This is a genomic window from Achromobacter sp. CSND-B12 (assembly GCF_052906545.1).
Genome location: NZ_JBREGJ010000001.1, coordinates 6428953 through 6454675, shown reverse-complemented (window position 1 = coordinate 6454675; position 25723 = coordinate 6428953). Strand labels below are relative to the sequence as shown.

Below are 25723 nucleotides of genomic sequence, written 5' to 3'. Positions count from 1 at the left end.
CGGTTATTGGTCCTGCCCGCGCAAGCGCGCGAGCCGGCGTTCGGCCACGCGGGCCAGGGCGTTCATGAGCCAGCCGATCACCCCGACCACGAACATGCCGAAGATCACCAGGTCCATCTGGAAATGTTCGCTGCCCTCGATCAGCAGGTTGCCGATGCCGACGCCCGCCACCAGCAGGTATTCGGCGCCGATGGTGGCCAGCCAGGAGTAGATCAGCGCCAGGTAGACGCCGGTGAAGATGGCGGGCGCGGCGGCCGGCAGCACCACCTGGGCGAAGGTCTGCCAGCGGCTGTAGCCGTACACCCGCGCCACCTCCAGCAGCTTGGGTGGGGTGTTGCGCACGCCGTCGCAGGTATTGACCACCACCGGCACCAGCGCCGCCAGCGACAGGAACACCACCTTGGCGGTGTCGCCCAGCCCGAACCACACCGAGATCAGCGGGATCCAGGCGAACAGCGAGATCTGCTTGAAGGTGTTGAAGCTGGGGCCGACCAGCCGGTTGAAGGCGGGCGACAGGCCCAGCAGCACGCCCAGCAGCAGGCCCGCGACCGTGCCGATGGCAAAGCCGGTCAGCTCGCGGCCCAGGCTGGCGCCGAGCGCGCGCCACAGCTTGCCGCCCAGGATCTGGTCGGCGGCGGTGGCCAGCACTTTTTCGGGCGACACCAGCAGGGCCGAATTCACCAGGTCGATGCGCGCCAGCAACCACCACAACGCGATGGCGGCCAGCGGCAGCACCAGGCCGCGCCAGCGGCCGCCGGCGCGCACGGCCAGCGGTTGCGACAGCGCCAGCTCGGCGGCATCGCGGGAGGCGGAAGTGGCGGCGTTCATGGGCGTGCCTGCGCGGTGAGGGTGGGGCGGCCCTGGATCAGGCGCGTCTCGGCCCAGTCCAGCAGCCGGTCGATGGCATAGCCGATGGCGCCCACCACGATCACCGCGGCCATCACCAGGTCCAGCTGGAACAACTGCCGGCCATAGACGATCAGGTAGCCCAGGCCTTCGCTGGACGCCACCAGCTCCACCACCACCAGCGACAGCCAGGCCTTGGTGAAGCCCAGCCGCAGCCCGGTGAAGAGCGTCGGCAGCGCCAGCGGCACAACCACCTCCAGCACCTCCTGGCGCCGGCTGTAGCCATAGACCCGCGCCACTTCGCGCAGCGCCGGGCTGGCCTGGCGAAAGCCCTGCAAGGTATTGAGCGTGACCGGCACCAGCGCCGCCTTGGCGATCAGGATGTACTTGAGCGGTTCGCCGATGCCGACGATCAGCAGCACGAACGGCAGCCAGGCCAGCACCGGGATCTGCACCAGCGCGTTGAAGGTCGGCAGCACGTAGGCCTCGAGCCGGCGAGACAAGCCCATCGCCGTGCCCAGCAGCAGCCCCAGCAGGCTGCCCAGGGCAAAGCCGACCAGCACCCGTTGCAGGCTGGCGCGGGTGTTCAGCCACAGGTCGCCGCTGGTCGCCAGGTCGCGCAGGGTGTCCCAGACGAAGGCGGGCGGCGGCAGCACCTGCGGCGAGATCCAGCCCTGGCTGGCGCCGGTCTGCCACAGCGTCAGCAGCGCCAGCGGCAGCAGCCAGGGCGCGGCGGTCCAGGCCGCCTGGCGCGCCCAGGCCGGCGCCGGGGCCGGGCGCGCCAGGGCAATAGGGGAAAGCGAGGACATGGCGGCGCTCCGGTCAGCGCGCCGCGGCCTGCGCCGGGCCGGACACCGGCTTGCCGGCGGCGTCGAACGCGGTCCAGTAGCGCTCCAGCTCCTGGGCCTTGAGCGCATTCTGCAGGTAGCGCGGATCGAACCAGCCGTCCAGCGAAACCTCGCGGCGGATCAGCTTGAGCTTGGCGGCGTCGGCCACCACCGCCTTGTAGCGGGCGATGATGAAGTCGTCGATCAGCGGCGAGTTGCGCGCGGCCAGGTCCTGCTTGTCGAACTCGGCCTGCCACGAGGCGTAGGGCACGCCGCTCTTTTCCCAGATCTTGAAGAGGGCGTCGCGGTTCTTCTCGTCGGACGACCACTGCGCGGCGCGGACGAACACGTCCACCACCTTCTGCACCTGGGCGGGATTCTCGCGCTCGAAGTCCTCGCGCACCAGCAGCGAGGCCTGGCGGGTGTAGGCCGGGTCCTGGCCCTGGGTGCTGTAGATGACCTTGGCCAGGCCCTGGTCGCGCACCTTGAACCATTCGTAGCCGCCAAAGGCCGCGTCCACGCCGTTGGACACCAGCGCCGCCTGGGCGCTGCCGGCATCCAGGTTGACGCCCTTGATGTCGCGCTCGGCCAGGCCATGCGCGGCCAGCACGTTGATTGCCACCAGGTGGCCGTTGGTGCCGCGGAAGATCGACACCTTGCGGTCCTTCAGGTCCTCGATGGACTTGAGCGGGGAATTCGGCGGCGCCACCAGGTACAGGTTGTTGCGCGCGCCGCTGACCAGCAGCAGCTTGGTCTTCAGGCCGTTCGCGCGGCCCACCACCTGCGGCAGGTCGCCCTGGTAGGCGAAGTCGATCTGCTTGTTGGACAGCGCTTCGTTGACGGCCGGGCCGGCGCCCTTGAAGAACAGCCACTCGACCTTGACGCCGTCCGCGGCGAAGGCCTGTTCCAGCCATTGGTTGACGCGCACCACGCCGCCGGGCGAACCGCCCCAGGTGATCGGATCGCCGCCGCCGGCGGTGGCCACGCCGACGCGGATGACGTCGGCTGCCCGGGCGCTGCCGCCCCACGCCGCCAGGGCCGCCAGGCCCAGCGCGGCGATGCGTTTACTCAGGATCATCAATGACTTCATGGAATGACTCGTTCAGGAAAGGATCGGGCAGCCGGCCGGCATCACGCCGTCCGGCGGTCAGGCAGACAACGGCGGGCGGGGTCAGGCGGCCGCGCGCGCGGGCGCGGCCAGCTTGCGCTCGATGGCGGTGCCCTGGAAGAAGGCCGGATTGGCCTCGGTATAGAAGCGGTAGGGGTTGCCGAACACCAGCGCCTTGAAGTCCTGCGCGCTGATCACGCCCTGTTCGACCAGGTCCCAGCTTTCGGCCAGCGGCGCGGTCAGGTCGGGCACGTCCCAGTGGCCGATATCCGAGGACCAGATGGCGTTGATCTTCACGCCCAGCGGGTTGACCTTGTCGTTGAAGGCCGCCGCCACGGTGCGGTCGTCGGATTCCGAGCCGAAGTAGAAGCTGTCGACCCAGCGCTTGCGGATGTCCTCGACCGATTCGATGCCGGCGGCGGCGAAGTCGTCCAGCTCGTCCGGGTGCGGGTCGCGGCTGTGCGGCAGGGCCGAGATGCCCAGGCTGTCGCGCAGCAGCTGCTGCGGGTCGATGTCGCGGCCGCGGATGAAGTCGGCGCCGTAGCGCTGGAACAGTTCGTGCAGCAGCGCCACGTCGGCGTTGGCCGGGTTGTAGTTCTGCACCGCGGCGCGGTTGCGCTTTTCCCAGCGGTCCACCAGGTGCGTGTAGACGTGCGAGCCCCAGTCGGCGCCGCCTTCCAGCAGCGCCACGCGCAGGTTCGGGAAGCGCCGCGTGACGCCGCCGAAGAACAGCGCCTTGGCGAAGGCCTGCGAGCCATCGGCGAAGTGGCCGATGTGGTTGAACATGTAGTTGCTGATGGAATGGCGCCCGGTCCAGCCCTGGCTGCCGTAGTGCGTGGTGACCGGCACGCCCAGCTCGACCACCTTGGCCCAGAACGGGTCGTAGTCGTACTCGCTGTCGATGCCGTAGAAGTCGATGTAGCTGGCGTGCCGGGCGATCTCGGGATGGTCAGCGGCGGGATACTTGCGCGCGATCGCCTTGATCGGCCGCTTGACGCCGCCGGCGATGTTGATGACCTTCAGCCCCAGCGTCTTGACCGCGAATTCCAGTTCCTCGATGCCTTCCTGCGGCGTGTTCAGCGGAATGCCGGCCACCGGCGTCAGGCGGTCGCTGTACTTGCGGTACTGGTCGGCATGGAAGTGGTTGATGGCGCGGTGCAGCGGCTGGCGGAACTCATCGCCGGCGCCCAGCGGCGCCAGCACGTCGTTGGGAAACAGCACGGAATAGTCCGCGCCTTGCTCGGCCAGGCGTTCGTTGAGCAGCTCCGGCAGGGTGTAGGTGGCCAGGTCCAGCGTGTTGCGCGTGACCCGCGCCCACCAGGGCGAGCGCAGGGTGCGGTTGTCCTGGCGCTCGGCCGGGGTCTGCTGGTACCAGTCCTTGCCGCCGCTCCTGGTGGCAAAGCGCGAACCGAGGGCCTTGCGCAAGGCATCCACCAGCTTGCCGCCGCCGTAGTGCTGGACGTAGTCCTCCAGGACCGGCGCGTAGTCGTTGACGTGCACGTCGGTGTCGATCACCGGGTAGTCCAACGTCGCCTTGACGGCGGCGGATCGTGACGCTTGGCTCGGGTGCAAAGGCTGGTTCATGCTGGCGCTCTCCGTAGTTCATGTCGCGAGGCGCAGGGGAATTCCCTGCTTGCCTGGCAAACATTACGGGAGCGCCGCGCGGCGCCCAACGAAGGATTGGTTGTTTAGTTGTGCGTCATGACTAAATAACCAGGCCGCCCGATCAGCCGCCGCGGCGCGCCGTCAGCCACTGCGCGGGCTTGAGCGCCTGGTTGACGATGCGGATTTCGCCGATGCTGCCGAAGAAGCCGTCGGCGCGCGCGCCGTCCCACGACCCGGCGCCGATGATCCACGGCATGTTGGCGGCCAGCGTCGCCAGGCCCGGGGCGTCGGCCACGTTGCGCAGCACCGGGGCGCCTTCGACGTACAGGATGGTCTCGTGCGTGGCGCCGTCGTTGACGATGGCCACGTGCATCCATTTGTCGGCGATGATCTCGCCGGACCAGTTGGCCTTGGCTTCGCGCGCGCCGCTGCGCTCGGGCACCACCTCCCATTGCACTTCGCGCAGGCTGGAGATGGCGAACAGCAGGGGCGGCGATTCCGGGTCGCCGCCGCTGTAGCCGGGCAGGTCGCCGCGCTTGCCGTCGCGCGTCATGATGTTCATCCAGGCATTTTTCTGCGAGGTCCAATCGCGGTCGATCTTGATGAAGGCTTCCACCGTGTAGCCGTTGGGCACGGTCTCGGCGTTCAGCACCGCCGAGGTGGCGGTGCTGAAATAGCTCATGCGGCCGGTGTTCTTGTCGGTGTTGAGAAAGCGCACCGAGCCGGGCGCCGCCGACAGGTAGTGATGGTCGCTGGACCACAGCAGGTCGCCCAGCTGGGCGCCGGCCACGCCGTCGATGTTGAGCGCGGCGCGGCTGATGGGGTTGAGGCCGGCCCTGTCCTGGATCACCTGGCCCACCGGCACCGGCTGGCCATCGGCGCCGCCGAAGAAGCGCCAGTGCGCCAGCGTGCCCGGCACCTGCGGGTAGTCGTCGCTGTCGACCGCGGGCTTCTGCGCGTTGGCGGCGGGGTCGGTGTAGTTGGCCAGGATCAGTGCGCGGGCCTGGTCCACCAGCGAGGTGTGCGTCGGCGCGGCGGCCTGGAACGTCTTGTTGAAGCCGCCAAAGCGCTTGGCGAAATCCATCTTGATGGTGAATTGCTCATTGGCGCCCGTCAGCACCGCCTGGTCGAAGGCGTTGAGCGTGTCCTTGGGCTTCTGCGGCACCCAGGGCGAGAACGACAGCACCCGGATCTCGTTGTTGCTCAGGTCGAATTCATACAGCCGCATCAGGCCGTTGCCACCCTGGTAGGCCATCTGGTAGTCCACCACCATTTCCTCGACCGCGTTGCCGAAGGCATTCATCTTGGTCAGGCGCGCGGCGCCATGGTAGTGGCCGTTCAGGGTCATGAAGATCTGGTCGTTTTGGCGGATGAGATCGTCCCACAGCATCAGGCCGTACGGCACTTCGAGCGGACTGACGCCGTCCTTGTCGATGTTGAGCAGCTGATGGTTGACCAGGATCACGGGCAGCGTCGGATTGGCGCGGATGACCTGGTTGGCCCAGGCCAGGGCGGCCGTGGAGATGCGCCACGACAATGACAGCACCATGAATTTCTGACCCTCGGCCTCGAAGACATGGTATTCGTGGAAGCCGCTGGGATCACGGCCACCGAAGGTGGCCTGCTTGGCCGCGCGTTCGGGCCCGAAGGCCTTCAGATAGGGTTCGTTCGCCAGAATGCGGTCGGCATCGGAGTCTTCGTCCATGTGGGCTTTGTCGATGTAATCACGGTCCCGGATCACATCGTGATTGCCCGCCAGGATCGAATACGGCACCTTGGCGTCTTCCAGGATCTTCATGGCCGAGCTGGCCACGGTCCACTGGTCCGGCTTGGCCTGCTGGTCGACCACGTCGCCCAGGTGGATCAGGAAGGGGATGCCCAGCGACCTGGCATGGTCCGCGACCCACTGCGTCTGGGCCTTGTACGGCTCGCTGCCGTACTTGCGCATGAACTGCTGGTTCTCGGCGTCGGTGGCGTAGCGCGAGTAGAACTGCGTGTCCGGCAGCACGGCCACGGCGAAGCTGGAGATGTTCTTCGGTTGCGGCGCGGGCGTGGCGGTCGGCGGGAGGTCCTCATCGTCGTCGTCATCGCTGGAGCAGGCCGAAAGCAACAGCGAGCCGCCCACCGGCAGCAGCGTGGCGCCAAAGCCGGCTTTCAGCAGGCTGCGCCGGCGCGGATCGGCCGCCGTCGGCAGGTTGTTGGAAATCGTGGCAATGCCGTGCTTGCCGTCTTGCGTGTCGTGCGCCATCTGTGTGCTGCCCATTCAGAAAAAGTGGGAAGCTTAGGAACGCCGAATGACGAACGTGTTAAGCGCGCATGAATATTGTGCGCGGCAGGCCGACGGCGGGCGCGGGCACGGCGCCCGGGCCCGCGCCGTTGCGCATCAGGCGCGTTGCGAGTCCAGCGCTTCCTGGTTGCGTTCGACGTCCTGCGCCTTGGCGTAGCTTTCGGCCAGCAACTGGTACGACGGGAAAATGCCGCCGTAGATTTCCGCCCATTGCGCCGCGTCGTCGCGGTGCCAGGTGCGTTGCAGTTCCGACGCCACCGCGGCGGTGTCCATCGGCACCACGCCGGCCTGGACCACGCGCGCCAGCGTGATTTCCTGCGCCATCTTCGAATAGGTGCCCGAGGCGTCGATCACGGCGAACACCTGGTAGCCGTCGGCCACCGCGGCAATGCCGGGAAAGGCCATGCAGACGCTGGTGATGGTGCCGGCGATGATCAGCTGCTTGCGGCCCGTGGCCTTGACCGCGGCAACGAAGTCGGGATTGTCCCAGGCGTTGATCTCGCCACGGCGCGCGACGTACTTGGCATGCGGCGCGTTCTGGTGGATCTCGGGGATCAGCGGACCATTGGGACCTTGCGGCACCGAGGCGGTGGTGATCACCGGCATCTTGGTCAGCGTGGCCATCCTGGCCAGCGCCGAGGCGTGGGCGCGCACGGTGGTGAAGGGCAGGTCGCCGATGGTCTGGAACAGGCCGCTCTGATGGTCGATCAGCAGCATCGCGGCCTGGTCCGGAACGATGACCGGACGGGCTCCATTGAAGTTCGCGGGTTGGCTCATGACGGGACTCCTTTGGGGGTGGGTAAGCAGAGTCATCACGATAATTTGCGGACGATGGCGGCGCTAGTAGGTCAAAATTGCCATCAGCGTTCCAAAAACAGGACGATAGCGCGGTCCGCGCGACAGCGCGCTAGGGAAAGGCCATCAACCCGTCCGCCTCGCCCGCGCCCGGATCGACCAGGTCGACCCGGTCCGGCGCCATCTCGCGCACCAGCCGCGTCAGCACGCGCGCGAACTCGCGCGCCTGTTCCGATGGCGCATAGGAACTGGGCAGCAGGAAGCCATACGGCATGGTCAGGCGTGGCTCGAAGTCGCGCAGCACGATGCCGGGCACGTTGGCCGCCAGGATCGGATCGGCCAGCGCGATGCCCATGCCCAGCGCCGCCAGTTGGCAGGCGGACTGGCCCGACGAGGTTTCCATCACCAGCCGCAGGCGCAGGCCGCGTTTTTCCATCAGGTCGTCGATGTGCTGGCGCAGCAGGGTGAAGGGACGCAGGGCGATGAAGGGTTCGTCCTCGATGTCGTCGACCGTGACGACGCGCCGGGCCGCCAGCCGGTGGCCTTCCGGCATGGCGATCACCAGGCGCACCTGGGCAAAGGTGCGCGAACGGATGCCGGGAAAGTCGATCGGCAGCGCGGCCACGCCCAGGTCGAACTGCTGCCCCGACATCCACAGGCCGACGTCCACCCGCGAGCGCACTTCCAGCGACACCCTGACCTTGGGATGGCTGCGCGCGAAATCGGCGATGGCGCGCGGCGTGACGCTGTAGGCGAAGTAGGGCTGGGTCAGGATGCGCAGCCAGGCGTCCTGCTGGGTGCGGATCGAGTCGGCGATGCGCGAGACTTCTTCGAAACCGGCCAGGATGTGGCGCGTGCCTTCATAGAAGCGCAGGCATTCCTGGGTCGGGATCAGGCCGCGCCCCTGGCGCAGGAACAGCGGAAAGCCGACTTCATCCTCGAGCGCCGAGATCAGGCGGCTGATCTGCGGCTGCGTGCGGTGGATGCGGTGCGAGGCTTCGGTGACGCTGCCGGTCTCGAGCACGGCGCGCAGCGCCTGCAGGCGGTTCAGGCGCATAGGGACAAACCCCGACAGGCGGCGCGAGGCGGGTGGGCACGGACCGGCGCCTGCCCCAGGGCAGGGCGGCTTGGCGGCGGCAACACATTACAAAAGCGCATGAATCAATACTCCAAACGAAATTGACGCATGAATTCACGCAATCTTAGGATCATCCCACCTTCAACGAAAGAGGCGCGGCGTGAATATCCTGGACAGACCGGTTTCCGTGGGCGGACCCGCGGCACTTTTTCCCGATGACCGCAATGGCATCGAGCAGCTCGACTGGAGCAATGTCGGCGACGCGTTCCCGATCAAGCAACGGCGGGCCTACCTGAACAACGCGTCGATCGGCGCGCTGAGCCTGCCGGTGGTGGCGGCCGTGAACCGCTTCATGGAGGACGTGCGCGACAACGGCCGCAACGCCTATCCCGAGTGGTGCCGCTACGCCGAGGAGACCATCAAGGCCCGCATCGGCCGTCTGATCGGCGCGCACCGCGACGAGATCGCCTACGTCAAGAACACCACCGAAGGCCTGGTGCACGTGGCCAACGGCTTTCCCTGGCGCGATGGCGACAACCTGATCCTGGCCGACATCGAATACCCGTCCAACGTGTATTGCTGGATGAAGCTGGCCGCGCGCGGGGTTACCATCCGCTGGGTGAAGAACCGCAACGGCCGCATCCTGGTGGACGATATCCGCAAGCTGATGGACGACCGCACCCGCCTGGTGTCGCTGAGCGCGGTGCAGTTCTCCAATGGCTTTCGCCAGGACCTGGAGGCCACCTCCAACCTGTGCCACGAACGCGGCGTGTACCTGAACCTGGACGCGATCCAGTGGGCCGGCGCGCTGGAGCTGGACGTGGAGCGGCTGGGCATCCACTTCCTGTCTGTGGGCGGCCACAAGTGGATGCTGGCGCCGATCGGCACCGGCTATTTCTATTGCCGCAAGAGCGTGCTGGGGCTGCTGGACCCGCCCAGCGTGGGCTATCACAGCGTCGACAGCACCGAAGACCACATGCATTACCTGCTGGAGTACCGGCCCAATGCCGGTCGCTTCGAAGAGGCGCTGGCCAACTTCACCGGCATCTGGGGGCTGGACGCGGCGGTGCGGGTGCAATTGGCGTTGACGCCGGCCCGCATCGAAACCCACATCCTGGAGCTGACCGACCATGCCGGCGCCGCCCTGCAGCGCAAGGGCTACCAGATCGTCAGTTCGCGGGCGCCGGGCGAGGCGTCGGGCAACCTGTCGTTCAAGCATCCGGGCCATGACGCGCAGGAACTGGCGCAGCGCCTGCGCGACGCCGGCGTCGACCTGGCGGTGCGCGGCGGCAACCTGCGCATTTCGCCGAGCTACTACAACGATTCCAGTGAAATCGACCGGCTGGTCGAGGCGCTGCCGTCCTGACGGCGCGCCCGGCACGGACCGGCATTGTGTACAAGGGGTAAAACATGACGATGATGCATACCTGGCGCCGCCTGGCGCACCTGTTGAGCGCCTGCGCCCTGGCGGCTGGCGCCGCGGCCGCGCAGGCCGCCGAGACGCCCAAGCAGGGCGGCACGCTGCGCTATGGCACGGTGTCCGAGATCGTGTCGCTCGATCCGCACGTCTATGGCGGCAGCGCCTGGAAGGTGCTGATCGAGGCGCTCTACAGCCCGCTGGCGGGCTATGACAAGAGCGGCGCGATCGTGCCGCGGCTGGCGCAAAGCTGGGAACAGCCCGACGCCCGCACCATCGTGTTCCACCTGCGGCCCGACGTGGCCTTCCAGGACGGCTCGCCGGTGACCGCCGACGACGTCAAATTCTCGCTCGACCGCATCCTGGACCCGGCCACCGGGGCCACGCTGCGCTCGAACCTGCAGGGCGCCGTCGTCACCGTGGTCGATGCGGCCACCGTCAAGGTGGAAAAGCCCTCGGCCGACGCCACCATGCTGAGCGTGCTGGCCTTGCCCGAGGCCGCCATCGTCTCGCGCAAGTGGGTCGAGGGCGGCGCCAACCTGAAGCTGTCGGCCAACGGCACCGGCCCGTTCCAGCTAAAGAGCTACGAACCGGCCGTGCGCGCCAGCCTGACGCGCAACCCGCGCTACTTCGTCAGTGGCCAACCGTACCTGGACGGTGTCGACTTCCGCATGATCAAGAGCGACGACGCGCGCGTCAACGCCTTGCGCAGCCAGTCGCTGGACATGATCGACTTCGTGCCGTGGAAGGACATCGACGTGCTGCGCCGCAATGCCGGCACCCGAATCGACACCGCCGGCGGCGCTTTCATGAGCGTCTGGTTCAACACCGGCAAGAAGCCGTTCGACGACGCCCGCGTGCGCCGCGCGGTGTCCTACGCCATCGACCGCGAGGCCGTGTCCAAGGCCGCCTTCTTCGGCTACGGCAAGCCGATCTACGGCGCGCCCACGCCCGAGGATTCGCCGTACTACGACAAGTCGCTGGACGGCACCTACAAGCGCGACACCGCCAAGGCCCGCGCCCTGCTGGCCGAGGCCGGCTACGGCAACGGCGTGGACGCGTCCATGGTGGTGTTCCAGGGCCTGGGCATCTACACCACAATGGCACAGGTGGTGCAGGCCAACCTGAAGGAAGTCGGCATCAACCTGAAGCTGGAACCGGTCGAATGGGCCACGCTGGTCGAGCGCAAGAACCGCGGCGACTACGAGTCGATGATCTACGGCGTGTCGGTCAAGCTGCCCGACCCGGACGCCTACGCCTATTACCTGGGCGGCGACTCCAGCTACTGGGCCAAGCCGATAGGCTACCGCGATCCCGAGCTGGAAAAGCTGCTGGCCCAGGGGCGCGCGCTGACCGATCCCAAGGCGCGCCAGCCGATCTACCAGCAGGCGGAAAAGCGCATCCTGGAGACCAGCCCATGGGTCTTCGTGAGCTGGCGCGAGCAGGCCCAGGGCTATCTGCGCAAGGTGCAGGGCTACACCCAGCTGGGCGGGGCCCTGAGCGAAAGCAGCCCGGGCATCTCGCTGCCCACCATGTGGCTCAAGTGAGCGCGCCGGCATGCTGCCCTTTCTGCTGAGGCGCCTGGGGTCGGCCGCAATCACGCTGGCGCTGGCCACGGGCGTGGTGTTCATCGCCATCCACCTGCTGCCCGGCGATCCGGTCGCCATCATGCTGGGCGACCAGGCCGGCAGCGATCCGGTGGCCGTGGCGCGGGTGCGGGCGCAACTCGGCCTGGACCTGCCGCTGGGCACGCAGTTCACGCACTGGGCCGGCGCGCTGGCGCGCGGCGACCTGGGGGTTTCGCTGCGCACCGGCGAACCGGTGGCCGACGAACTGGCGCGGCGCATTCCGCGCAGCCTGGAGCTGATCGGCGCCGGGCTGTTGATCGCCGTGCTGCTCGGCGTGCCGCTGGGCGTGGTCGCGGCGCGCTCGCGCGGCCGGCTGGCGGGCGCCCTGGCCGCGGTGATCGCGGTGGCGGGATTCTCGGCGCCGGTGTTCGTGCTGGGCATCCTGCTGGTGCTGCTGTTCAGCCTGGCGCTGGGCTGGCTGCCGTCATCGGGCTTCGTGCCGTTCTCGGACGACCCGCTGCAGCACTGCCTGGCGCTGATCCTGCCGTCGCTCACCATCGGCCTGAACTTCATGGGCGTGGTGGCGCGCATGACGCGCGCCAGCCTGGCGGACGTGATGGGCCGCGACTACGTCAAGCTGGCCCGCGCCAAGGGCATGCCGCGCGGCCGGGCGATCCTGCGGCACGCGCTGCCGAACGCGCTGGTGCCGGTCATCGCCATCGTTGGCGTGCGCGCCGGCAACCTGCTGGGCGGCACCGTCATCATCGAGGCGCTGTTCGATTGGCCGGGCCTGAGTTCGCTGCTGGTGAGCGCGGCATTCTCGCGCGACTACCCCGTGATCCAGGGTTCGCTCCTGGCCATCTTCGCCTTGTTCATCCTGATCAGCCTGGTCATCGACCTGGCGCAGGGCTTCGTCGACCCCCGTATCCGCAGGCCTTCCGCATGATCGCATCGCTTCGTATCCCCAAGACCGGCGTGGCGGTCCGGCTGGCGCTCGGCTTCCTGGCCGTGGTGGTGCTGGCCGCCATCCTGGGCCCGACGCTGGGCCTGGCCGATCCGTACCGCATCGACGCCGCCAACCTGCTGTCCTCGCCGTCCTGGCGGCACTGGCTGGGCACCGACGAACTGGGCCGCGACCTGCTGGCGCGGGCGGTCTACGGCGCCCGGGTGTCGCTGTCGGTGGCCGCGGCGGCGGTGATCCTGGCGGGCGTGCTGGGCGTGGCGCTCGGCGTCGGCGTGGCCTTCCTGGGCCGGCGCGCCGAGGCCGCCGCGATCCGCGTGGTCGACGTCTTCGTGTCGCTGCCGGAGATCTTCGTGGCGCTGGTGGTGCTGGCCTTCATCGGCGGCAATCTGCCGACGCTGGTGGGCACCATCGGCATCCTGTACGCACCCCAGTTCGCCCGCGTTGCCTGGGGCGTGGCGCGCGGCATCCGGGCGCGTGAACACGTGCTGGCGGCCAGTTCGCTGGGCGCGGGCAGCGGCTGGATCATCTGGCACGAGGTGCTGCCCAATATGCGCTCGATCATCGCGGTGCAGGCTTCGTTCACGTTCTCGTTCGCCATGCTGCTGGAGGCCGGCCTGAGCTTTCTCGGCCTGGGCGTGCGGCCGCCGGTGCCTTCCTGGGGGCAGATGGTGGGATCGCTCAAGGATTACCTGTTCACCAATCCGTGGCCGGTGCTGGTGCCGGCGTTGGCGCTGTTCTTCACCGTGCTGGCCGTCAACGTGCTGGGCGACTGGCTGCAGGACGCGCTCAATCCGGAGTTGCAACGATGAGCCACGACGCCGACGTGCTGCTGGCGGTCAGGAACCTGACCGTCGATTTCGACACCCCGCAAGGGCCGTTCGCCGCGGTCAAGGGCGTGGACCTGACGCTGCGGCGCGGCGAGGTGGTGTGCCTGGTGGGCGAATCCGGCTCCGGCAAATCGGTCACGGGCTTTTCCCTGATGGGCCTGGTGGACCCGCCCGGGCGGGTGGCGGCCGATTCGCTGCGCTTCGACGGCCGCGACCTGCTGCGCGCGAGCGAGAGCGAGCGGGATGCCCTGCGCGGCAAGGAGATGGCGATGGTGTTCCAGGAACCGATGACCGCGCTCAATCCCGGCCGAACCGTGGGCAGCCAGATCGCCGAGGTCATCCGCCTGCACGGCCAGGCGGGCCGCAAGGCGGCCTGGGAGCGCGCCGTGGCGCTGCTGGAGCGGGTCGGCATCCGCGAGCCGGCGCAACGCGCCAAGGCCTATCCGCATGAGCTTTCGGGCGGAATGCGGCAGCGGGTCATGATCGCGATCGCCTGCGCGCTGTCGCCCAAGCTCATCATCGCCGACGAGCCGACCACCGCGCTGGACGTGACGGTGCAGGCCCAGGTGCTGGAACTGCTGTTCTCGATCCAGGCCGAAACCGGCGCCGCCGTGCTGTTCATCACCCATGACCTGGGCGTGGTAGCCGAGATCGCCGATCGGGTGGTGGTGTTGCGGGCGGGCGAAGTGGTGGAGGAGGGCATGGTGCAGCAGATCTTCGCGCGGCCGGCGCATCCCTACACCCAGGCGCTGCTGGCCGCCGTGCCGGACGTGGACGCGCCGCGCGACCGCGCCCGCCGCCTGGCGCCACCGGCGCGGGCCGCCGTCCGGGGAGCCACGCCATGACCGATTTCATCCTGCGCGCCGAAGGCGTCACCAAGGACTATGTCGCCGCCCGCGGCCTGCTGGGCCGGCCGACCCGCGTGGTGCACGCGGTCAAGGGCGTCAGCCTGGCGATCGCCGCCGGCACCACGCTGGCCCTGGTGGGCGAGTCCGGCTCGGGCAAGAGCACGCTGGGCCGCTGCATCGCCGGCCTGCTGCGGCCCAGCGCGGGCCGCATCCATCTGGCCGGCCATGACGTCGGCCAACTGGCCGGTCCCGCGCTGCGCGCCTTCCGGCGCCAGGTGCAGACCATCTTCCAGGACCCGTACTCCAGCCTGAATCCGCGCCGCACGGCAGGGGACGCCATCATGGACGGCATGGTGATCCACCGGCTGCACACGCCCGACGAACGCCGCGCGCGCATGCTCGCGCTGCTGCAACGGGTGGGGCTGCGGCCCGAACACGCGCAGCGTTTTCCGCACCAGTTCTCGGGCGGCCAGCGCCAGCGCATCGCGATCGCCCGGGCGCTGGCGCTGGAACCGCGCTTCATCATCGCCGATGAGGCGGTGTCGGCGCTGGACGTGTCGGTCAAGGCGCAGGTGCTGGACCTGCTGGCCGACCTGCAGGCCGAGCATGGACTGACCTACCTGTTCATCTCGCACGACCTGGGCGTGGTGCGGCACTTCGCCGACCGCGTGGCCATCATGGCCGCGGGCGAGCTGGTGGAAGAGGGCGAGTGCGACCGCATCTTCGAGGCGCCGGCGCACGACTACACCCGCAAGCTGATCGCCGCGGTGCCGCGGCCCGATCCGACGCGCAGGCGCCTGCGTCCGCCGGCGGGGCAGGGCCGGCCGGCTTGATCCACGTCAAGGCAAGGGGCTGATCGCCGCGCGATTGGCCTTTCCGTGCGTCCTACAGCTGCCCGCGAGGCCTTTTTCACGGCGCCCTGCGTGCTACCATCCGCGACTTCAAGAGGATGCGAATGCACACAGGCGCCGTTGCCCGAAGACGCTGCACCGCGCTGGTCGCGGTGTTCCTGTTCGTCTTCCAGGCGCTGATCGCTTCCGCCGCATTGGCCGGGCCCAGCACCGCGCCCGGCGCCACCACCATCATCTGCACCGCCAGCGGACCGCGTGTGGTCACGCTGGACGCTGGCGGCGGCCTCGCGCAGGACGTGCAGCAGCATAGCGGCGCATTGCCGCATTGCTGTTTCGCCGGGTGCGCCATGCTGGGCGGCGCGGCGCTGCCCGGGCTGGCGTTGCTGGCCTGGCTGTTGCCCAGCACGCCGCTGGCGCTGCCGGCGCCCACCATCGATATCCATTTCTCCAGCGCGCAGGCGCGGTTGCCACGGCAGCCGCGCGCGCCCCCTCTGTTGGCCTGAACCCCGTCCTTTCCATTTTTTGCTGGCGCGCACCGATGCGGCCCGCGTGGTCGCGCGCGTCCAGCCTGTTCAGATCCAGAGAATCCCATGCGCAAGAAAAAGGAAATCCTGCGGGCCAGCTGCCTGGCCACCGCGTTGGCGGCGGCATTGCCCGCCTGGTCGAACACCGTCGACAGCGACGGCATCACGATGACCGACCCGGTGGTCATCACCGGCGTGGCGCCAAGCGCCCCGCTGACCGTCACCACCGATCCAAAGATCCCGCGCCAGCCGCTGCCGGCCAGCGACGGCACCGACTATCTCAAGACCATCCCGGGCTTCTCGGCCGTGCGCAACGGCGGGACCAACGGCGATCCGGTGTTGCGCGGCATGTTCGGTTCGCGCCTGAACATACTGACCGATGGCACCTCGATGCCGGGCGCCTGCCCGGCGCGCATGGATGCGCCCAGTTCGTACATTTCGCCCGAGAACTTCGACAAGCTCACCGTCATCAAGGGGCCGCAGACGGTGCTGTGGGGGCCGGGCGCCTCGGCCGGCACCATCAAGTTCGACCGCGACACGCCACGCTTCACCGAAGCCGGCGCGCGCTTCGATGGCAGCCTGCAGGGCGGATCAAACGGCCGCAACGACCAGGCCGCCGACCTGACGGTGGGCAACGACAAGGTCTACACCCGCTTCACGGCCAATCACTCGCATTCGCAGGACTACAAGGATGGCGACGGCAACACCGTGCCGTCGCGCTGGGACAAATGGAATGCGGACGTGGCGCTGGGCTTCACGCCCGACGCCGATACGGTCTATGAATTGACGGCGGGCACCGGCGACGGCCAGGCGCGCTATGCCGGCCGCGGCATGGACGGCTCGCAGTTCAAGCGCGAGAGCTTTGGGCTGCGCGCCGAGAAGCGCAACCTGGGCGGCACGCTGGACAAGCTGGAGGCGCAGCTCTACTACAACTACGCCGACCACGTGATGGACAACTACACCCTGCGCAAGCCGGACCCGCACGGCATGATGCCGATGGCGATGGCCTCCAACGTGGACCGCGCCACCTGGGGCGGCCGCATTGCCGGCACCTGGAACCTGGCGCCCGACCTGAGCCTGGTGACGGGCCTGGACTTCCAGCAAAGCCGCCATCGCTCGCGCAAGGGCAACGCCAAGGTTTCGTACCGCGCCAACAGCTGGATCAAGGACGCGAGCTTCGCCAACACCGGGGTATTCGGTGAACTGACCTGGCATGCCGCCGACGACAGCCGCGTCATCGGCGGCGCGCGCGTGGACTGGGCCTCGGCCAAGGACTTCCGCCGCGAGACCGGCTCCAGGATGATGCTCAGGCCCAACCCCACGGCCGGCGAGCGCCGCAACGACACGCTGCCCAGCGGCTTCCTGCGCTATGAACGCGATCTGGCCGCGCTGCCTGCCACCGTCTACATCGGCCTGGGCCACGCGGAGCGCTTCCCCGACTACTGGGAGCTGTTTTCGCCGACCAAGGGGCCGGACGGTTCGGTCAACGCGTTCCGCGGCGTCAAACCGGAAAAGACCACGCAACTGGACCTGGGCGCGCAATACAAGACCGATACGCTCGACGCCTGGGTGTCGGGCTATGCGGGCTACGTCGACGACTTCATCCTGTTCGACTATGGCAAGGGCGGCATGGGAGGCATGGGCGCGACCGCCCAGGCGCGCAATGTCGACGCGCGCATTGCCGGCGGCGAGCTGGGCGTGTCGTACCAGGTCGCGCCGCGCTGGAAACTGGGCGGCACCTTGGCGTATGCGTGGGGCCAGAACCGGAGCGACGGCCGCCCCATGCCGCAGATGCCGCCGCTCGAAGCCCGGCTCAGCGCCGCCTACGACGATGGCACCTGGTCGGCGGGCGCCCTGTGGCGCGTGGTGGCCGCGCAGCGCCGCTACGCCCTCGAGCAGGGCAACGTCGTCAGCAAGGACTTCGGCCCGAGCGCCGGCTTCGGCGTGTTTTCGCTCAACGGCGGCTACGCGTTCAGCAAGCAGGTGCAACTGTCGCTGGGCGTGGACAACCTGTTCGACAAGACCTATGCCGAGCACTTGAACTTGGCGGGCGACGCCGGTTTCGGCTTTGCCGCCAACACGGCCTTCAATGAATCCGGGCGCACCTTCTGGGCGCGCCTGAGCTTCAAGTATTGAGCGCCGTCCGGATCCGCTTGAGATCCCGGTCCAGTTCGATGCGCATCGCTTTCAGCAACGCCCGCGCGTTCTCTGAAAGCGGTGTGCCGGGCCGGAACACCAGCAGGCAGGCAAAGCCGATGTCCAGTTCCAGCGGCTTGATGGTCAGCCCGCGCGCCAGGTAGTCCAGCGCCATGACCGGATGCACCAGGCCGATGCCGACGCCGTGCAGCGCGAACTCGCAGACGGAATTGGAATAGGGCGTCTCCAGCACCGGCCGCAGCGCCAGGCCCTGGTCGTGCAGCGCCGTTTCCAGGCGCCGGCGGCTGGCGTCCTCAGGATTGAGCGCGATGAAGGGATGCTCGGTCAGGTCGCGCAGCGTGATGCGCGGCCGCGCCGCCAGCGGATGGCGGCTGTGCATGGCGATCACGCCCGGCACCCGCAGGAATTCCGAATGCTCCAGGCCCGCCACCGACAGTTCGTCGGCCATCAGGCCGAAATCGAGTTGCCCGGCCGTGACCTGTTGCAGCACCTCGCGCGAACTCATGATCTGGAACGACATCTGGATGCGGCGGTCCTGCAGGCCGAACGCGGCGATCGCGCGCGGCATGAAGCCGGTGCCCAGCGCCGGCAGCGACCCCACCGCCAGGCGCCCGACGCCGAACGATTTGAGGCTGCGGATGCGGTGCTCGATCAGCTCGAAGCCGGCGAAACAGCGATCCACTTCCTCCATCAGCGCGCCGGCCTCCTGGGTCGGCACCAGCCGGCCGCGCACGCGCTCGAACAGCCGCAGTTCCGACGAAGTTTCCAGCTTGCGGATGGCCTGGCTCACCGCCGGCTGCGAAATGCCCAGCAGGGTGGCGGCCTTGCTGGTGGTGCCGGCCTGCATCACGGCCCGGAAGACCTGGATCTCGCGCATGTCCATCTATAAGTCCCGCTTATTGACTAAGTTTCTTCGATTGTTGAGGCAATGGTAGGAAAGGAAGACACTGGCGCTGTTCCCGATCACTCCTAAGCCCAGCAAATAGATTAGATGAAAGCTATCAATCAGACTAATAGAGATTTCGCCAGCCTGTCGCCCGCCGTGCAGCGCGCCTCGACCGTGGTGTTCGACTCGCTCGACGCCTTCGTCAACCGCAAGCACCGCCAGCCCGACGGCTTCAGCTACGGCGTCACCGGCACGCCCACGGCGCGCCTGCTGGAAGACCGCATCGCCGCGCTCGAAGGCGGCCGCCACTGCGTCATCACGCCGTCCGGCGCGGCGGCGCTGATGACGGTGGTGATGGGCTTCGTGCGCGGCGGAGACCACCTGCTGCTGTCGGCCGCCTGCTATGGCGCGCTCAAGACCTTCGGCGAGAAGTGGCTGGCGCACATGGGCGTGGACGTGGAACTGTACGACCCGTCGATCGGCGCCGGCATCGAGGCGCTGATCCGCCCGGCCACCCGCATGATCTGCATCGAGGCGCCCGGCACCGTCACCATGGAAATGGCCGACGTGCCCGCCATCGCCGCCGCCGCGCGGCGCCACGGCGTGCTGACCATGATGGACAACACCTGGGCCAGCCCGCTGGGCTTCCAGCCGTTGGCGCACGGCGTCGACTTCAGCGTCGAGGCCGCCACCAAGTTCTTCGGCGGCCATTCCGACGTGCTGATGGGCAGCATCAGCATGAACGACGCCGACCACTACGCCGTGCTGCGCGAGACCCAGAGCATCCTCGGCCAGCAGGTCAGCCCGGACGACTGCTTCCTGGTGCTGCGCGGCCTGGAGACGCTGGCGCTGCGGCTGCGCGCGCAGAGCGACGCGACGCTGCGCGTGGCCGAGTGGCTGCAAAGCCAGCCGCAGGTCGAGCGCCTGTTGTATCCGCCGCTGCCCTCCGACCCGGGCCATGGCCTGTGGCAGCGCGACTTCCGCACCAACGGCTGCCTGTTCTCGATGGTGCTGGCGCCGGCGCCCGAGGCGGCCTTCAACGGTTTCTTCGACTCACTGCGGCACTTCGCCATCGGCGCCAGCTGGGGCGGGGTGCACAGCCTGGCCGCCTATTACCCGGCGGGGCTGCAGGCCGGCCGCGCCTTCCCGGCGACCGACCGGCCCATCGTGCGCCTGTCGATCGGCCTGGAGGAGGTCGACACGCTCAAGGACGACCTGCGCGGCGCGCTGGCGGCCTACCAGGCGCAACGCTGAACGCGCGGCGGGCGCCGTCGCTCGCCCGCGCGGCCGGAGCCTTCCGGCGCACCTGTTCAACACCGGCCGGCCACGCATGGCCGACCGGCTCGAAGCGCCTCGAGGCGCTCACCACATAGCAAGGGGAATTGCCATGTTCAGCTTCAAGCAGACTTACCGTTGTCTCGCCCTGGCCATCGCGGCCTGCGCCCCGGCCGCCGTGCCGCTCCCGGCACAGGCCCAGGCCGCCGCCCAACCCGCGGCGCAACCCACGGCGCCCGCGACCGGCGCCTCGCCGGTGGCGGCCGCGGTCACGCAGACCAACAGTCCCACGGTGGACCAGATCCGCGCCCGCGGCTACGTCATCTGCGGTTCCGGCCATGGCACCACCGGCTTCTCGGCGCCCGACAAGGACGGCAACTGGAAGGGCCTGGACGTCGACACCTGCCGCGCCATCGCGATCGCGGTGCTGGGCGACGCCAGCAAGACGCGCTTCGTGCCGCTGACGGGCCAGCAACGCCTGACCGCCTTGCAGACCGGCCAGATCGACGTCCTGCCGCGCACCACCTCGTGGACCCTGCGGCGCGATGCCAACGGCATCAACTTCACCTACCCGAATTACTACGAGTACGACGCCTTCATGGTGCGCAAGGACCTGGGCATCACCCAGACCAAGGACATGAACGGCGCCACCATCTGCGTGCAGACCGGCTCGACCAACGAGGTCACGGTGGCCGACCTGTCGCGCAAGTTCAAGCTGGGCCTGAAGACCGTGCTGTTCGACAACGTCGCGGCCTCGCGCCAGGCGTTCTTCTCCGGGCGCTGCGACGGCCTGATCACCGACGCCTCGGCGCTGGCGGCGGTGCGCGCGACCCAGGCGCAGAACCCGGACGACTACGTGATCTTCCCGGCCAGCGGCCACAGCGAGGCGCTGACGCCGTCGGTGCGCCATGGCGACGACCGCTGGTTCGACATCGTCAAATGGGTCATCCAGGTGCCGATCGCCGCCGAGGACATGGGCATCACCCAGGCCAACGTCGACGACATGCTCAAGTCCGACGACCCGCGCATCGCCCGCTTCCTGGGCAAGGAGCCCGGCAACGGCAAGGCGCTGGGGCTGGATGAGCGCTGGGCCTACAACATCGTCAAGCAGCTGGGCAACTACGGCGAGATCTTCGAGCGCAACGTCGGCAAGAACAGCCCGATGAAGCTCGAGCGCGGCATGAACCGCCTGTATCGCGACGGCGGCCTGATGTACCCGTACGTCTTCAACTGATCGGCGGCCGAGTCTCATCATGTTCAAGCGACTCTGGTTCGACGGCCGCGCCCGGTCCGTCCTGGCGCAGCTGCTGATCGCCGGCGCCTTCGTCGGCGGCGTGGGCTGGCTGGCCTGGAACGCCCACGCCAACCTGACCCAGCGCGGCATCGCCATGGGGTTCGACTACCTTGGCGAGGCGGCCCGTTTTCCTATCGCCGAAAGCCTGCTGGCGTACCAGCCGACCGACAGCTACGGCCGCGCCTTCCTGGTGGGGCTGGCCAACACGCTGTACATCTCGGCGCTGGTGATCGCGGCCTCGACGCTGCTGGGCTTCGGCCTGGCGCTGGCGCGCCGCAGCCGCCATCCGCTGGTGACGGGCGTGGCCACGGTCTACCTGGAAGCCGTGCGCAACACGCCGCTGGTGGTGCAACTGCTATTCTGGTACAGCCTGGTGACGATCAACCTGCCGCCGGCGCGGCAGGCGCTGCAACCGCTGCCGGGCGTGTTCCTGTCGGTGCGCGGGCTGTTCTTTCCCAGCCTGTCGCTGCAGGGCGATACCGGGCCGCTGTTGTGGGCGCTGGCCGTCGCTTTGCTGCTGCTGTGGGGCTCATGGCACCTGGCACGGCGCGCCGTCGCGCCGCGCGTGCCGTGGCGCAGCCTGGGCCTGGTCGCGGCGCTGGCCCTGGTGGCCGCCGTGGGGCAGTGGGGCGGCGCCTCGCTGCACGCCGACGTGCCGGCACTGCGCGGCCTGAATTTTGCCGGCGGCAGCGCCTTCACGCCGGAATTCACCGCCTTGCTGGTGGGACTGACGATCTACTCGGCCGCTTTCTCCGGCGAGATCATTCGCGGCGGCATCGACGCGGTGCCCGCCGGCCAGTGGGAAGCGGCCCATTCGCTGGGCCTGAAACCCGGCGCCGCGCTGCGCTGGATCGTGGTGCCGCAGGCGCTGCGCGTGATCATCCCGCCGATGACCAGCCAGTACCTGTCCATCATCAAGAACACCACGCTGGCGCTGGCGGTGGGCTACCCGGACCTGTCCTTCGTCATCACCACCACCATCAACCAGACCGGCCAGGCCATCGAGGGCGTGGCGGTGCTGATGGCGGTGTACCTGAGCATCAGCCTGAGCGTGTCGCTGTTCATGAACCTGTACAACCGCCGCATCCTGAGGACGCAACGCGCATGAGCCTGTCCCATCCTTCCTCCCTGCCGCCGCAGGCCCTGCGGCCGCCGCGCGAGCGCCGCGACAGCGCCTGGCACCGCCTGTTCGGCAGCGCCGCCAGCGCGCTCGCCACGGTGGCCACGCTGGCGCTGGTGCTGGCCGCTGCCGGCAAATTGCTGAACTGGGCGGTGCTCGATGCCGTCTGGCCAGGCGCCACGGGCGATGTCTGCCGTCAGGCCAGCGGCGCCTGCTGGGCCTTCCTGGGCGAAAAAATGCGCCAGATCCTGTTCGGCATCTATCCGCCCGGCGAGCAATGGCGGCCCACCGTGGTCTGCCTGTTCATCCTGGCGATGACGGTGTTCTCGCTCAGCCCGCGCCAATGGCGCACGCGCACGGCGGTCATCTGGATCGCGGGGCTGCTGGCGGGCCTGGCGCTGATGCAGGGCGGCATGTTGGGCTTGGCGCGGGTGCCGACCTCGTCGTGGGGCGGCCTGCCGATCACGCTGCTGCTGGCGGTATGCGCGTTGGGCGCCGGACTGCCGCTGGGCGTGCTGCTGGCGCTGGGACGCCGCGGCAGCCTGCCGACGGCGCGCTTCATCAGCATCGGCGTGATCGAGCTGATCCGGGGCCTGCCGCTGGTCAGCCTGCTGTTCATGGCGTCTATCGTGCTGCCCATCATGCTGCCGGCCGGCATGACCATCGACAGCCTGCTGCGCGCCGGCATCGCGCTGACGGTGTTCTCGGCCGCGTATCTGGCCGAGGTGATCCGCGGCGGCCTGCAGGCGATCCCGCCCGGGCAGGCCGAGGCCTCGCGCGCGTTGGGGCTGTCGTGGTGGCAGATGACGCGGCTGGTGGTGCTGCCGCAGGCCCTGCGCAAGGTGATCGCGCCGCTCACCAATACCGCCATCGTGATGATCAAGAACACCAGCCTGGTGCTGATCGTGGGCCTGTTCGACCTGCTCAGCTCGGGGCGCGCGGCGCTGACCGACCCGGCCTGGCCCACGCCCTACGTCGAGACCTATCTCTTCATTGCATCGATCTATTTCTGCATCTGCTTCGGCCTGTCGCGCTATTCGATGTGGCTGGAGCATCGCTATAAAAAAGGGGAACTCCGATGACCACGCCTTCCGCCGCCACGCCGCCCGCCATCGCCATCGCCGGCATGCACAAGTGGTATGGCGAATTCCATGTGCTGCAGGACATCAACCTGCAGGTCCGGGCAGGCGAGCGCCTGGTGATCTGCGGGCCGTCCGGTTCCGGCAAGTCAACCATGATCCGCTGCATCAACCGGCTCGAGCGCCATCAGCAGGGCTCCATCGTGGTCAACGGCGTCGAGCTGACCGACGACCTGCGCGCCGTGGACGGCGTGCGCACCGATGCCGGCATGGTGTTCCAGCACTTCAACCTGTTCCCGCACCTGACGGCGCTGGAGAACTGCATCCTGGCGCCGACCCAGGTGCGGCGCATGGCGCGCGCCCAGGCGGTGGATCTGGCCATGCGCTACCTGGAGCGGGTGCGCATTCCCGACCAGGCCGGCAAGTATCCCGGCCAGCTGTCGGGCGGGCAGCAGCAGCGCGTGGCCATCGCCCGTTCGCTCTGCATGCAGCCGCGCATCATGCTGTTCGACGAGCCGACCTCGGCGCTGGACCCCGAGATGGTCAAGGAGGTGTTGGACACCATGACCTCCCTGGCCGAGGACGGCATGACCATGCTGTGCGTGACCCACGAGATGGGTTTTGCCCGCAACGTCGCCGACCGGGTGGTGTTCATGGACGGCGGCCGCATCATCGAGATGGGCGAGCCGGGCGATTTCTTCGACAACCCGAGGCACGAGCGCACGCGGGCGTTCCTGGAGCGCATCCTGCATTGAGGGCAGGGCGGCGGACGCGGTCGGAGCGCGGGGTTTGTTTATGAAAATGGAAACCATTATCATGCATGCCTCTGTTGATTGCGCGCCATGTCCTTGCGTCCGTCCCGCCCATCCGGCTTTCTGGCCTACTACGAAGAACTGCTTGCGGTCTGGACCCGCAAGCTGGGCTGCCGTGACGCCGCGCGCGACCTGGCCCACGACGCGCTGGTGAAGTGCCTGGAAACCGATCCGGCGCAGGTGGCGCAACCGCGCGCCTACCTGCACCAGGCCGCGCGCAACATGGCCGTGGACCAATTCCGCCGCGATGCCGGGCAGGAATGGGTGCCGCTTGATACCATTGCCCACCACACCAGTCCGCTGGGCGACCCGATGGCCCAGGCGCGCACCGGCCAGCTGGGCCAGGCGCTGGAAGCGGCGCTGGCGGAATTGCCGCTCAAGTGCCGCCAGGTGTTCGTCTGGCAGCGGCTGGAAGGCCTGACGCAGGCCGAGATCGCCGAGCGCATGGGATTGAGCAAGAACATGGTCGAGAAATACATGATCCGTACCGCCCTGCATCTGCGCGAACGGCTGGGGGCGTATGCGCCCAGCTGACGCCGCATCGCCCGCAAACGCCGGCCACGACGCCGGCCGCGACGCCGGCTCCGACGCCATCCGCGCCGAAGCGGCGCGCTGGTTCGCGCGCGCCCATTCCGGCGAATGGGACGCGGCGCGGGAACAGGCGCGCGCCGACTGGCTGGCCGCCGATCCGCGCCATGCCTACGAATACCGCCTGCTGGAATCGATCTGGCAGGCGGCCGGCGCCGTCGCGCCAGAACGCCTGCGCGCCCTGGCCGAAGCGCCGCGCCGGACGGCCCGTTCCGGACGGCGAGCCGCGCTGGCCTTGAGCCTGGGCGCCGCGATCATCGCCGTGGGCGGCTGGGCGCTGTGGCCGCGCGGCGCGGGCTGGACCGAATACCGGACACAGGTTGGCGAACTGCGCAGCGTGGCGCTGCCGGACGGCTCGCGCGCCGAATTGAACAGCCGCAGCCACATCCGCGTGCGCTTCGGCGAGGCCGAGCGGCGCGTCGAGCTGGTGGCGGGGGAGGCGCTGTTCTCGGTCGAAAAGAACACCGGCCGCCCCTTCGTGGTGGACGCCGGCCTGGGCACCGCGGTGGTGACCGGCACGCGCTTCGACGTGCGCCGTGACGCCGAACAGGTAAGGGTGCTGGTGGAGTCCGGCTCGGTCAAGGTGGCCGGCGCGCGCGATGCCGCGGCCGTGCCCGTGGGGCCGGGCCAGGGCATCCGCATCGACGCGGCGGGCCAGGCCGACCGGCCCGCGCCCGCCGACCTGGCCGTGACGCTGGCCTGGCGCGGCGGTCAGATCCGCTTCAGCGATACCGACCTGGCCAGCGCGGCGCGGGAAGTGTCGCGCTATCGGCAGCATCCGATCGTGCTGGCGCCGGGGGTGGAGCACCTGACCGTGACCAGCGTGTTCCAGACCCGCGACACCGACGCCTTCCTGACCGCCTTGCCGCACATCCTGCCGGTGCGGGTGCGCCAGCTGCCCGACGGCCGCAGCGAAATCGTGGCGCGCTGACGCTGTTACAAAATAGTTCGGCGACGCATTCAGGTT

Annotated in this window: 23 protein-coding genes; 15 read left to right on the top strand and 8 right to left on the bottom strand. The window is 68.7% G+C overall.

The window, feature by feature from the left end; genetic code table 11:
* Positions 1 to 3 precede the first annotated feature (3 nt).
* The 7 genes from ACUTAG_RS30295 to ACUTAG_RS30265 all read right to left on the bottom strand — a co-directional run bounded on the left by ACUTAG_RS30295 (position 4) and on the right by ACUTAG_RS30265 (position 8525).
* Positions 4 to 828 (bottom strand): ABC transporter permease, encoded by an 825-nt coding sequence (locus ACUTAG_RS30295; protein WP_006384349.1) that lies wholly within the window; start codon positions 826 to 828, stop codon positions 4 to 6.
* On the bottom strand, positions 825 to 1655 hold the full coding sequence (locus ACUTAG_RS30290) for an ABC transporter permease (protein ID WP_024068891.1): 831 nt from the start codon (positions 1653 to 1655) through the stop codon (positions 825 to 827). The genes ACUTAG_RS30295 and ACUTAG_RS30290 overlap by 4 nt, the downstream gene beginning before the upstream one ends.
* Positions 1656 to 1668: 13 nt before the next feature.
* Complete coding sequence (locus ACUTAG_RS30285; RefSeq protein WP_148318935.1) at positions 1669 to 2763, bottom strand: ABC transporter substrate-binding protein; 1095 nt, start codon at positions 2761 to 2763, stop codon at positions 1669 to 1671.
* An 81-nt stretch (positions 2764 to 2844) separates the two neighbouring features.
* On the bottom strand, positions 2845 to 4365 hold the full coding sequence (locus ACUTAG_RS30280; RefSeq protein WP_020927738.1) for an amidohydrolase family protein: 1521 nt from the start codon (positions 4363 to 4365) through the stop codon (positions 2845 to 2847).
* A gap of 142 nt (positions 4366 to 4507) precedes the next feature.
* Positions 4508 to 6649 carry a LamG-like jellyroll fold domain-containing protein gene (locus tag ACUTAG_RS30275; RefSeq protein WP_262352286.1) on the bottom strand — a complete coding sequence of 714 codons (2142 nt, stop codon included), beginning with the start codon at positions 6647 to 6649 and terminating at the stop codon, positions 4508 to 4510.
* Positions 6650 to 6769: 120 nt separating this feature from the next.
* Positions 6770 to 7450, bottom strand: coding sequence for a hydrolase (locus ACUTAG_RS30270; protein WP_148318937.1), 681 nt, complete (start codon positions 7448 to 7450; stop codon positions 6770 to 6772).
* Between the two features lie 130 nt (positions 7451 to 7580).
* Entirely contained in the window at positions 7581 to 8525 is a 945-nt protein-coding gene (locus tag ACUTAG_RS30265) for a LysR family transcriptional regulator (RefSeq protein WP_006384343.1), read from the bottom strand.
* Between the two features lie 181 nt (positions 8526 to 8706).
* On the opposite strand from ACUTAG_RS30265, the gene ACUTAG_RS30260 reads away from it, so the two are divergent.
* The 8 genes from ACUTAG_RS30260 (at position 8707) to ACUTAG_RS30225 (ending at position 17681) form a co-directional block, all read left to right on the top strand.
* Entirely contained in the window at positions 8707 to 9912 is a 1206-nt protein-coding gene (locus tag ACUTAG_RS30260) for an aminotransferase class V-fold PLP-dependent enzyme (protein ID WP_006384342.1), read from the top strand.
* A gap of 44 nt (positions 9913 to 9956) precedes the next feature.
* On the top strand, positions 9957 to 11510 hold the full coding sequence (locus ACUTAG_RS30255; protein WP_049050828.1) for an ABC transporter substrate-binding protein: 1554 nt from the start codon (positions 9957 to 9959) through the stop codon (positions 11508 to 11510).
* A gap of 10 nt (positions 11511 to 11520) precedes the next feature.
* Positions 11521 to 12477, top strand: a complete 957-nt coding sequence (locus tag ACUTAG_RS30250; RefSeq protein WP_020927733.1) for an ABC transporter permease — start codon at positions 11521 to 11523, stop codon at positions 12475 to 12477.
* A complete protein-coding gene (locus ACUTAG_RS30245; protein ID WP_054505958.1) occupies positions 12474 to 13304 on the top strand; it encodes an ABC transporter permease in 831 nt (276 codons plus the stop codon). Before ACUTAG_RS30250 ends, ACUTAG_RS30245 begins: the two co-directional genes overlap by 4 nt.
* The gene (locus ACUTAG_RS30240) at positions 13301 to 14167 is read left to right on the top strand and encodes an ABC transporter ATP-binding protein (protein ID WP_054481371.1); all 867 of its coding nucleotides are present in this window, start codon (positions 13301 to 13303) and stop codon (positions 14165 to 14167) included. The genes ACUTAG_RS30245 and ACUTAG_RS30240 overlap by 4 nt, the downstream gene beginning before the upstream one ends.
* Positions 14164 to 15003 (top strand): ABC transporter ATP-binding protein, encoded by an 840-nt coding sequence (locus ACUTAG_RS30235; protein ID WP_262352287.1) that lies wholly within the window; start codon positions 14164 to 14166, stop codon positions 15001 to 15003. Before ACUTAG_RS30240 ends, ACUTAG_RS30235 begins: the two co-directional genes overlap by 4 nt.
* A gap of 122 nt (positions 15004 to 15125) precedes the next feature.
* Complete coding sequence (locus tag ACUTAG_RS30230) at positions 15126 to 15524, top strand: DUF2946 family protein (protein WP_024068885.1); 399 nt, start codon at positions 15126 to 15128, stop codon at positions 15522 to 15524.
* Between the two features lie 87 nt (positions 15525 to 15611).
* Entirely contained in the window at positions 15612 to 17681 is a 2070-nt protein-coding gene (locus ACUTAG_RS30225) for a TonB-dependent copper receptor (RefSeq protein WP_148318939.1), read from the top strand.
* On the opposite strand, the gene ACUTAG_RS30220 is transcribed toward ACUTAG_RS30225, so the two are convergent.
* Complete coding sequence (locus tag ACUTAG_RS30220; protein ID WP_148318941.1) at positions 17671 to 18585, bottom strand: LysR substrate-binding domain-containing protein; 915 nt, start codon at positions 18583 to 18585, stop codon at positions 17671 to 17673. The two genes, ACUTAG_RS30225 and ACUTAG_RS30220, sit on opposite strands and share 11 nt — an antisense overlap.
* 108 nt (positions 18586 to 18693) lie before the next feature.
* Here ACUTAG_RS30220 and metC point away from each other — a divergent pair, with 108 nt between their 5' ends.
* The 7 genes from metC to ACUTAG_RS30185 all read left to right on the top strand — a co-directional run bounded on the left by metC (position 18694) and on the right by ACUTAG_RS30185 (position 25687).
* Positions 18694 to 19842, top strand: coding sequence for a cystathionine beta-lyase (metC, locus tag ACUTAG_RS30215; RefSeq protein ID WP_047990801.1), 1149 nt, complete (start codon positions 18694 to 18696; stop codon positions 19840 to 19842).
* Positions 19843 to 19975: 133 nt separating this feature from the next.
* Entirely contained in the window at positions 19976 to 21097 is a 1122-nt protein-coding gene (locus ACUTAG_RS30210; protein WP_020927727.1) for an amino acid ABC transporter substrate-binding protein, read from the top strand.
* A 19-nt stretch (positions 21098 to 21116) separates the two neighbouring features.
* Positions 21117 to 22265 carry an amino acid ABC transporter permease gene (locus ACUTAG_RS30205; protein ID WP_054497041.1) on the top strand — a complete coding sequence of 383 codons (1149 nt, stop codon included), beginning with the start codon at positions 21117 to 21119 and terminating at the stop codon, positions 22263 to 22265.
* Positions 22262 to 23359 carry an amino acid ABC transporter permease gene (locus ACUTAG_RS30200; RefSeq protein ID WP_148318943.1) on the top strand — a complete coding sequence of 366 codons (1098 nt, stop codon included), beginning with the start codon at positions 22262 to 22264 and terminating at the stop codon, positions 23357 to 23359. Before ACUTAG_RS30205 ends, ACUTAG_RS30200 begins: the two co-directional genes overlap by 4 nt.
* Complete coding sequence (locus ACUTAG_RS30195) at positions 23356 to 24111, top strand: amino acid ABC transporter ATP-binding protein (RefSeq protein WP_148318945.1); 756 nt, start codon at positions 23356 to 23358, stop codon at positions 24109 to 24111. The genes ACUTAG_RS30200 and ACUTAG_RS30195 overlap by 4 nt, the downstream gene beginning before the upstream one ends.
* A gap of 87 nt (positions 24112 to 24198) precedes the next feature.
* Positions 24199 to 24702 carry a sigma-70 family RNA polymerase sigma factor gene (locus tag ACUTAG_RS30190; protein ID WP_054499013.1) on the top strand — a complete coding sequence of 168 codons (504 nt, stop codon included), beginning with the start codon at positions 24199 to 24201 and terminating at the stop codon, positions 24700 to 24702.
* Positions 24689 to 25687 carry a FecR family protein gene (locus tag ACUTAG_RS30185; RefSeq protein WP_148318947.1) on the top strand — a complete coding sequence of 333 codons (999 nt, stop codon included), beginning with the start codon at positions 24689 to 24691 and terminating at the stop codon, positions 25685 to 25687. Before ACUTAG_RS30190 ends, ACUTAG_RS30185 begins: the two co-directional genes overlap by 14 nt.
* Positions 25688 to 25723: the final 36 nt, after the last annotated feature.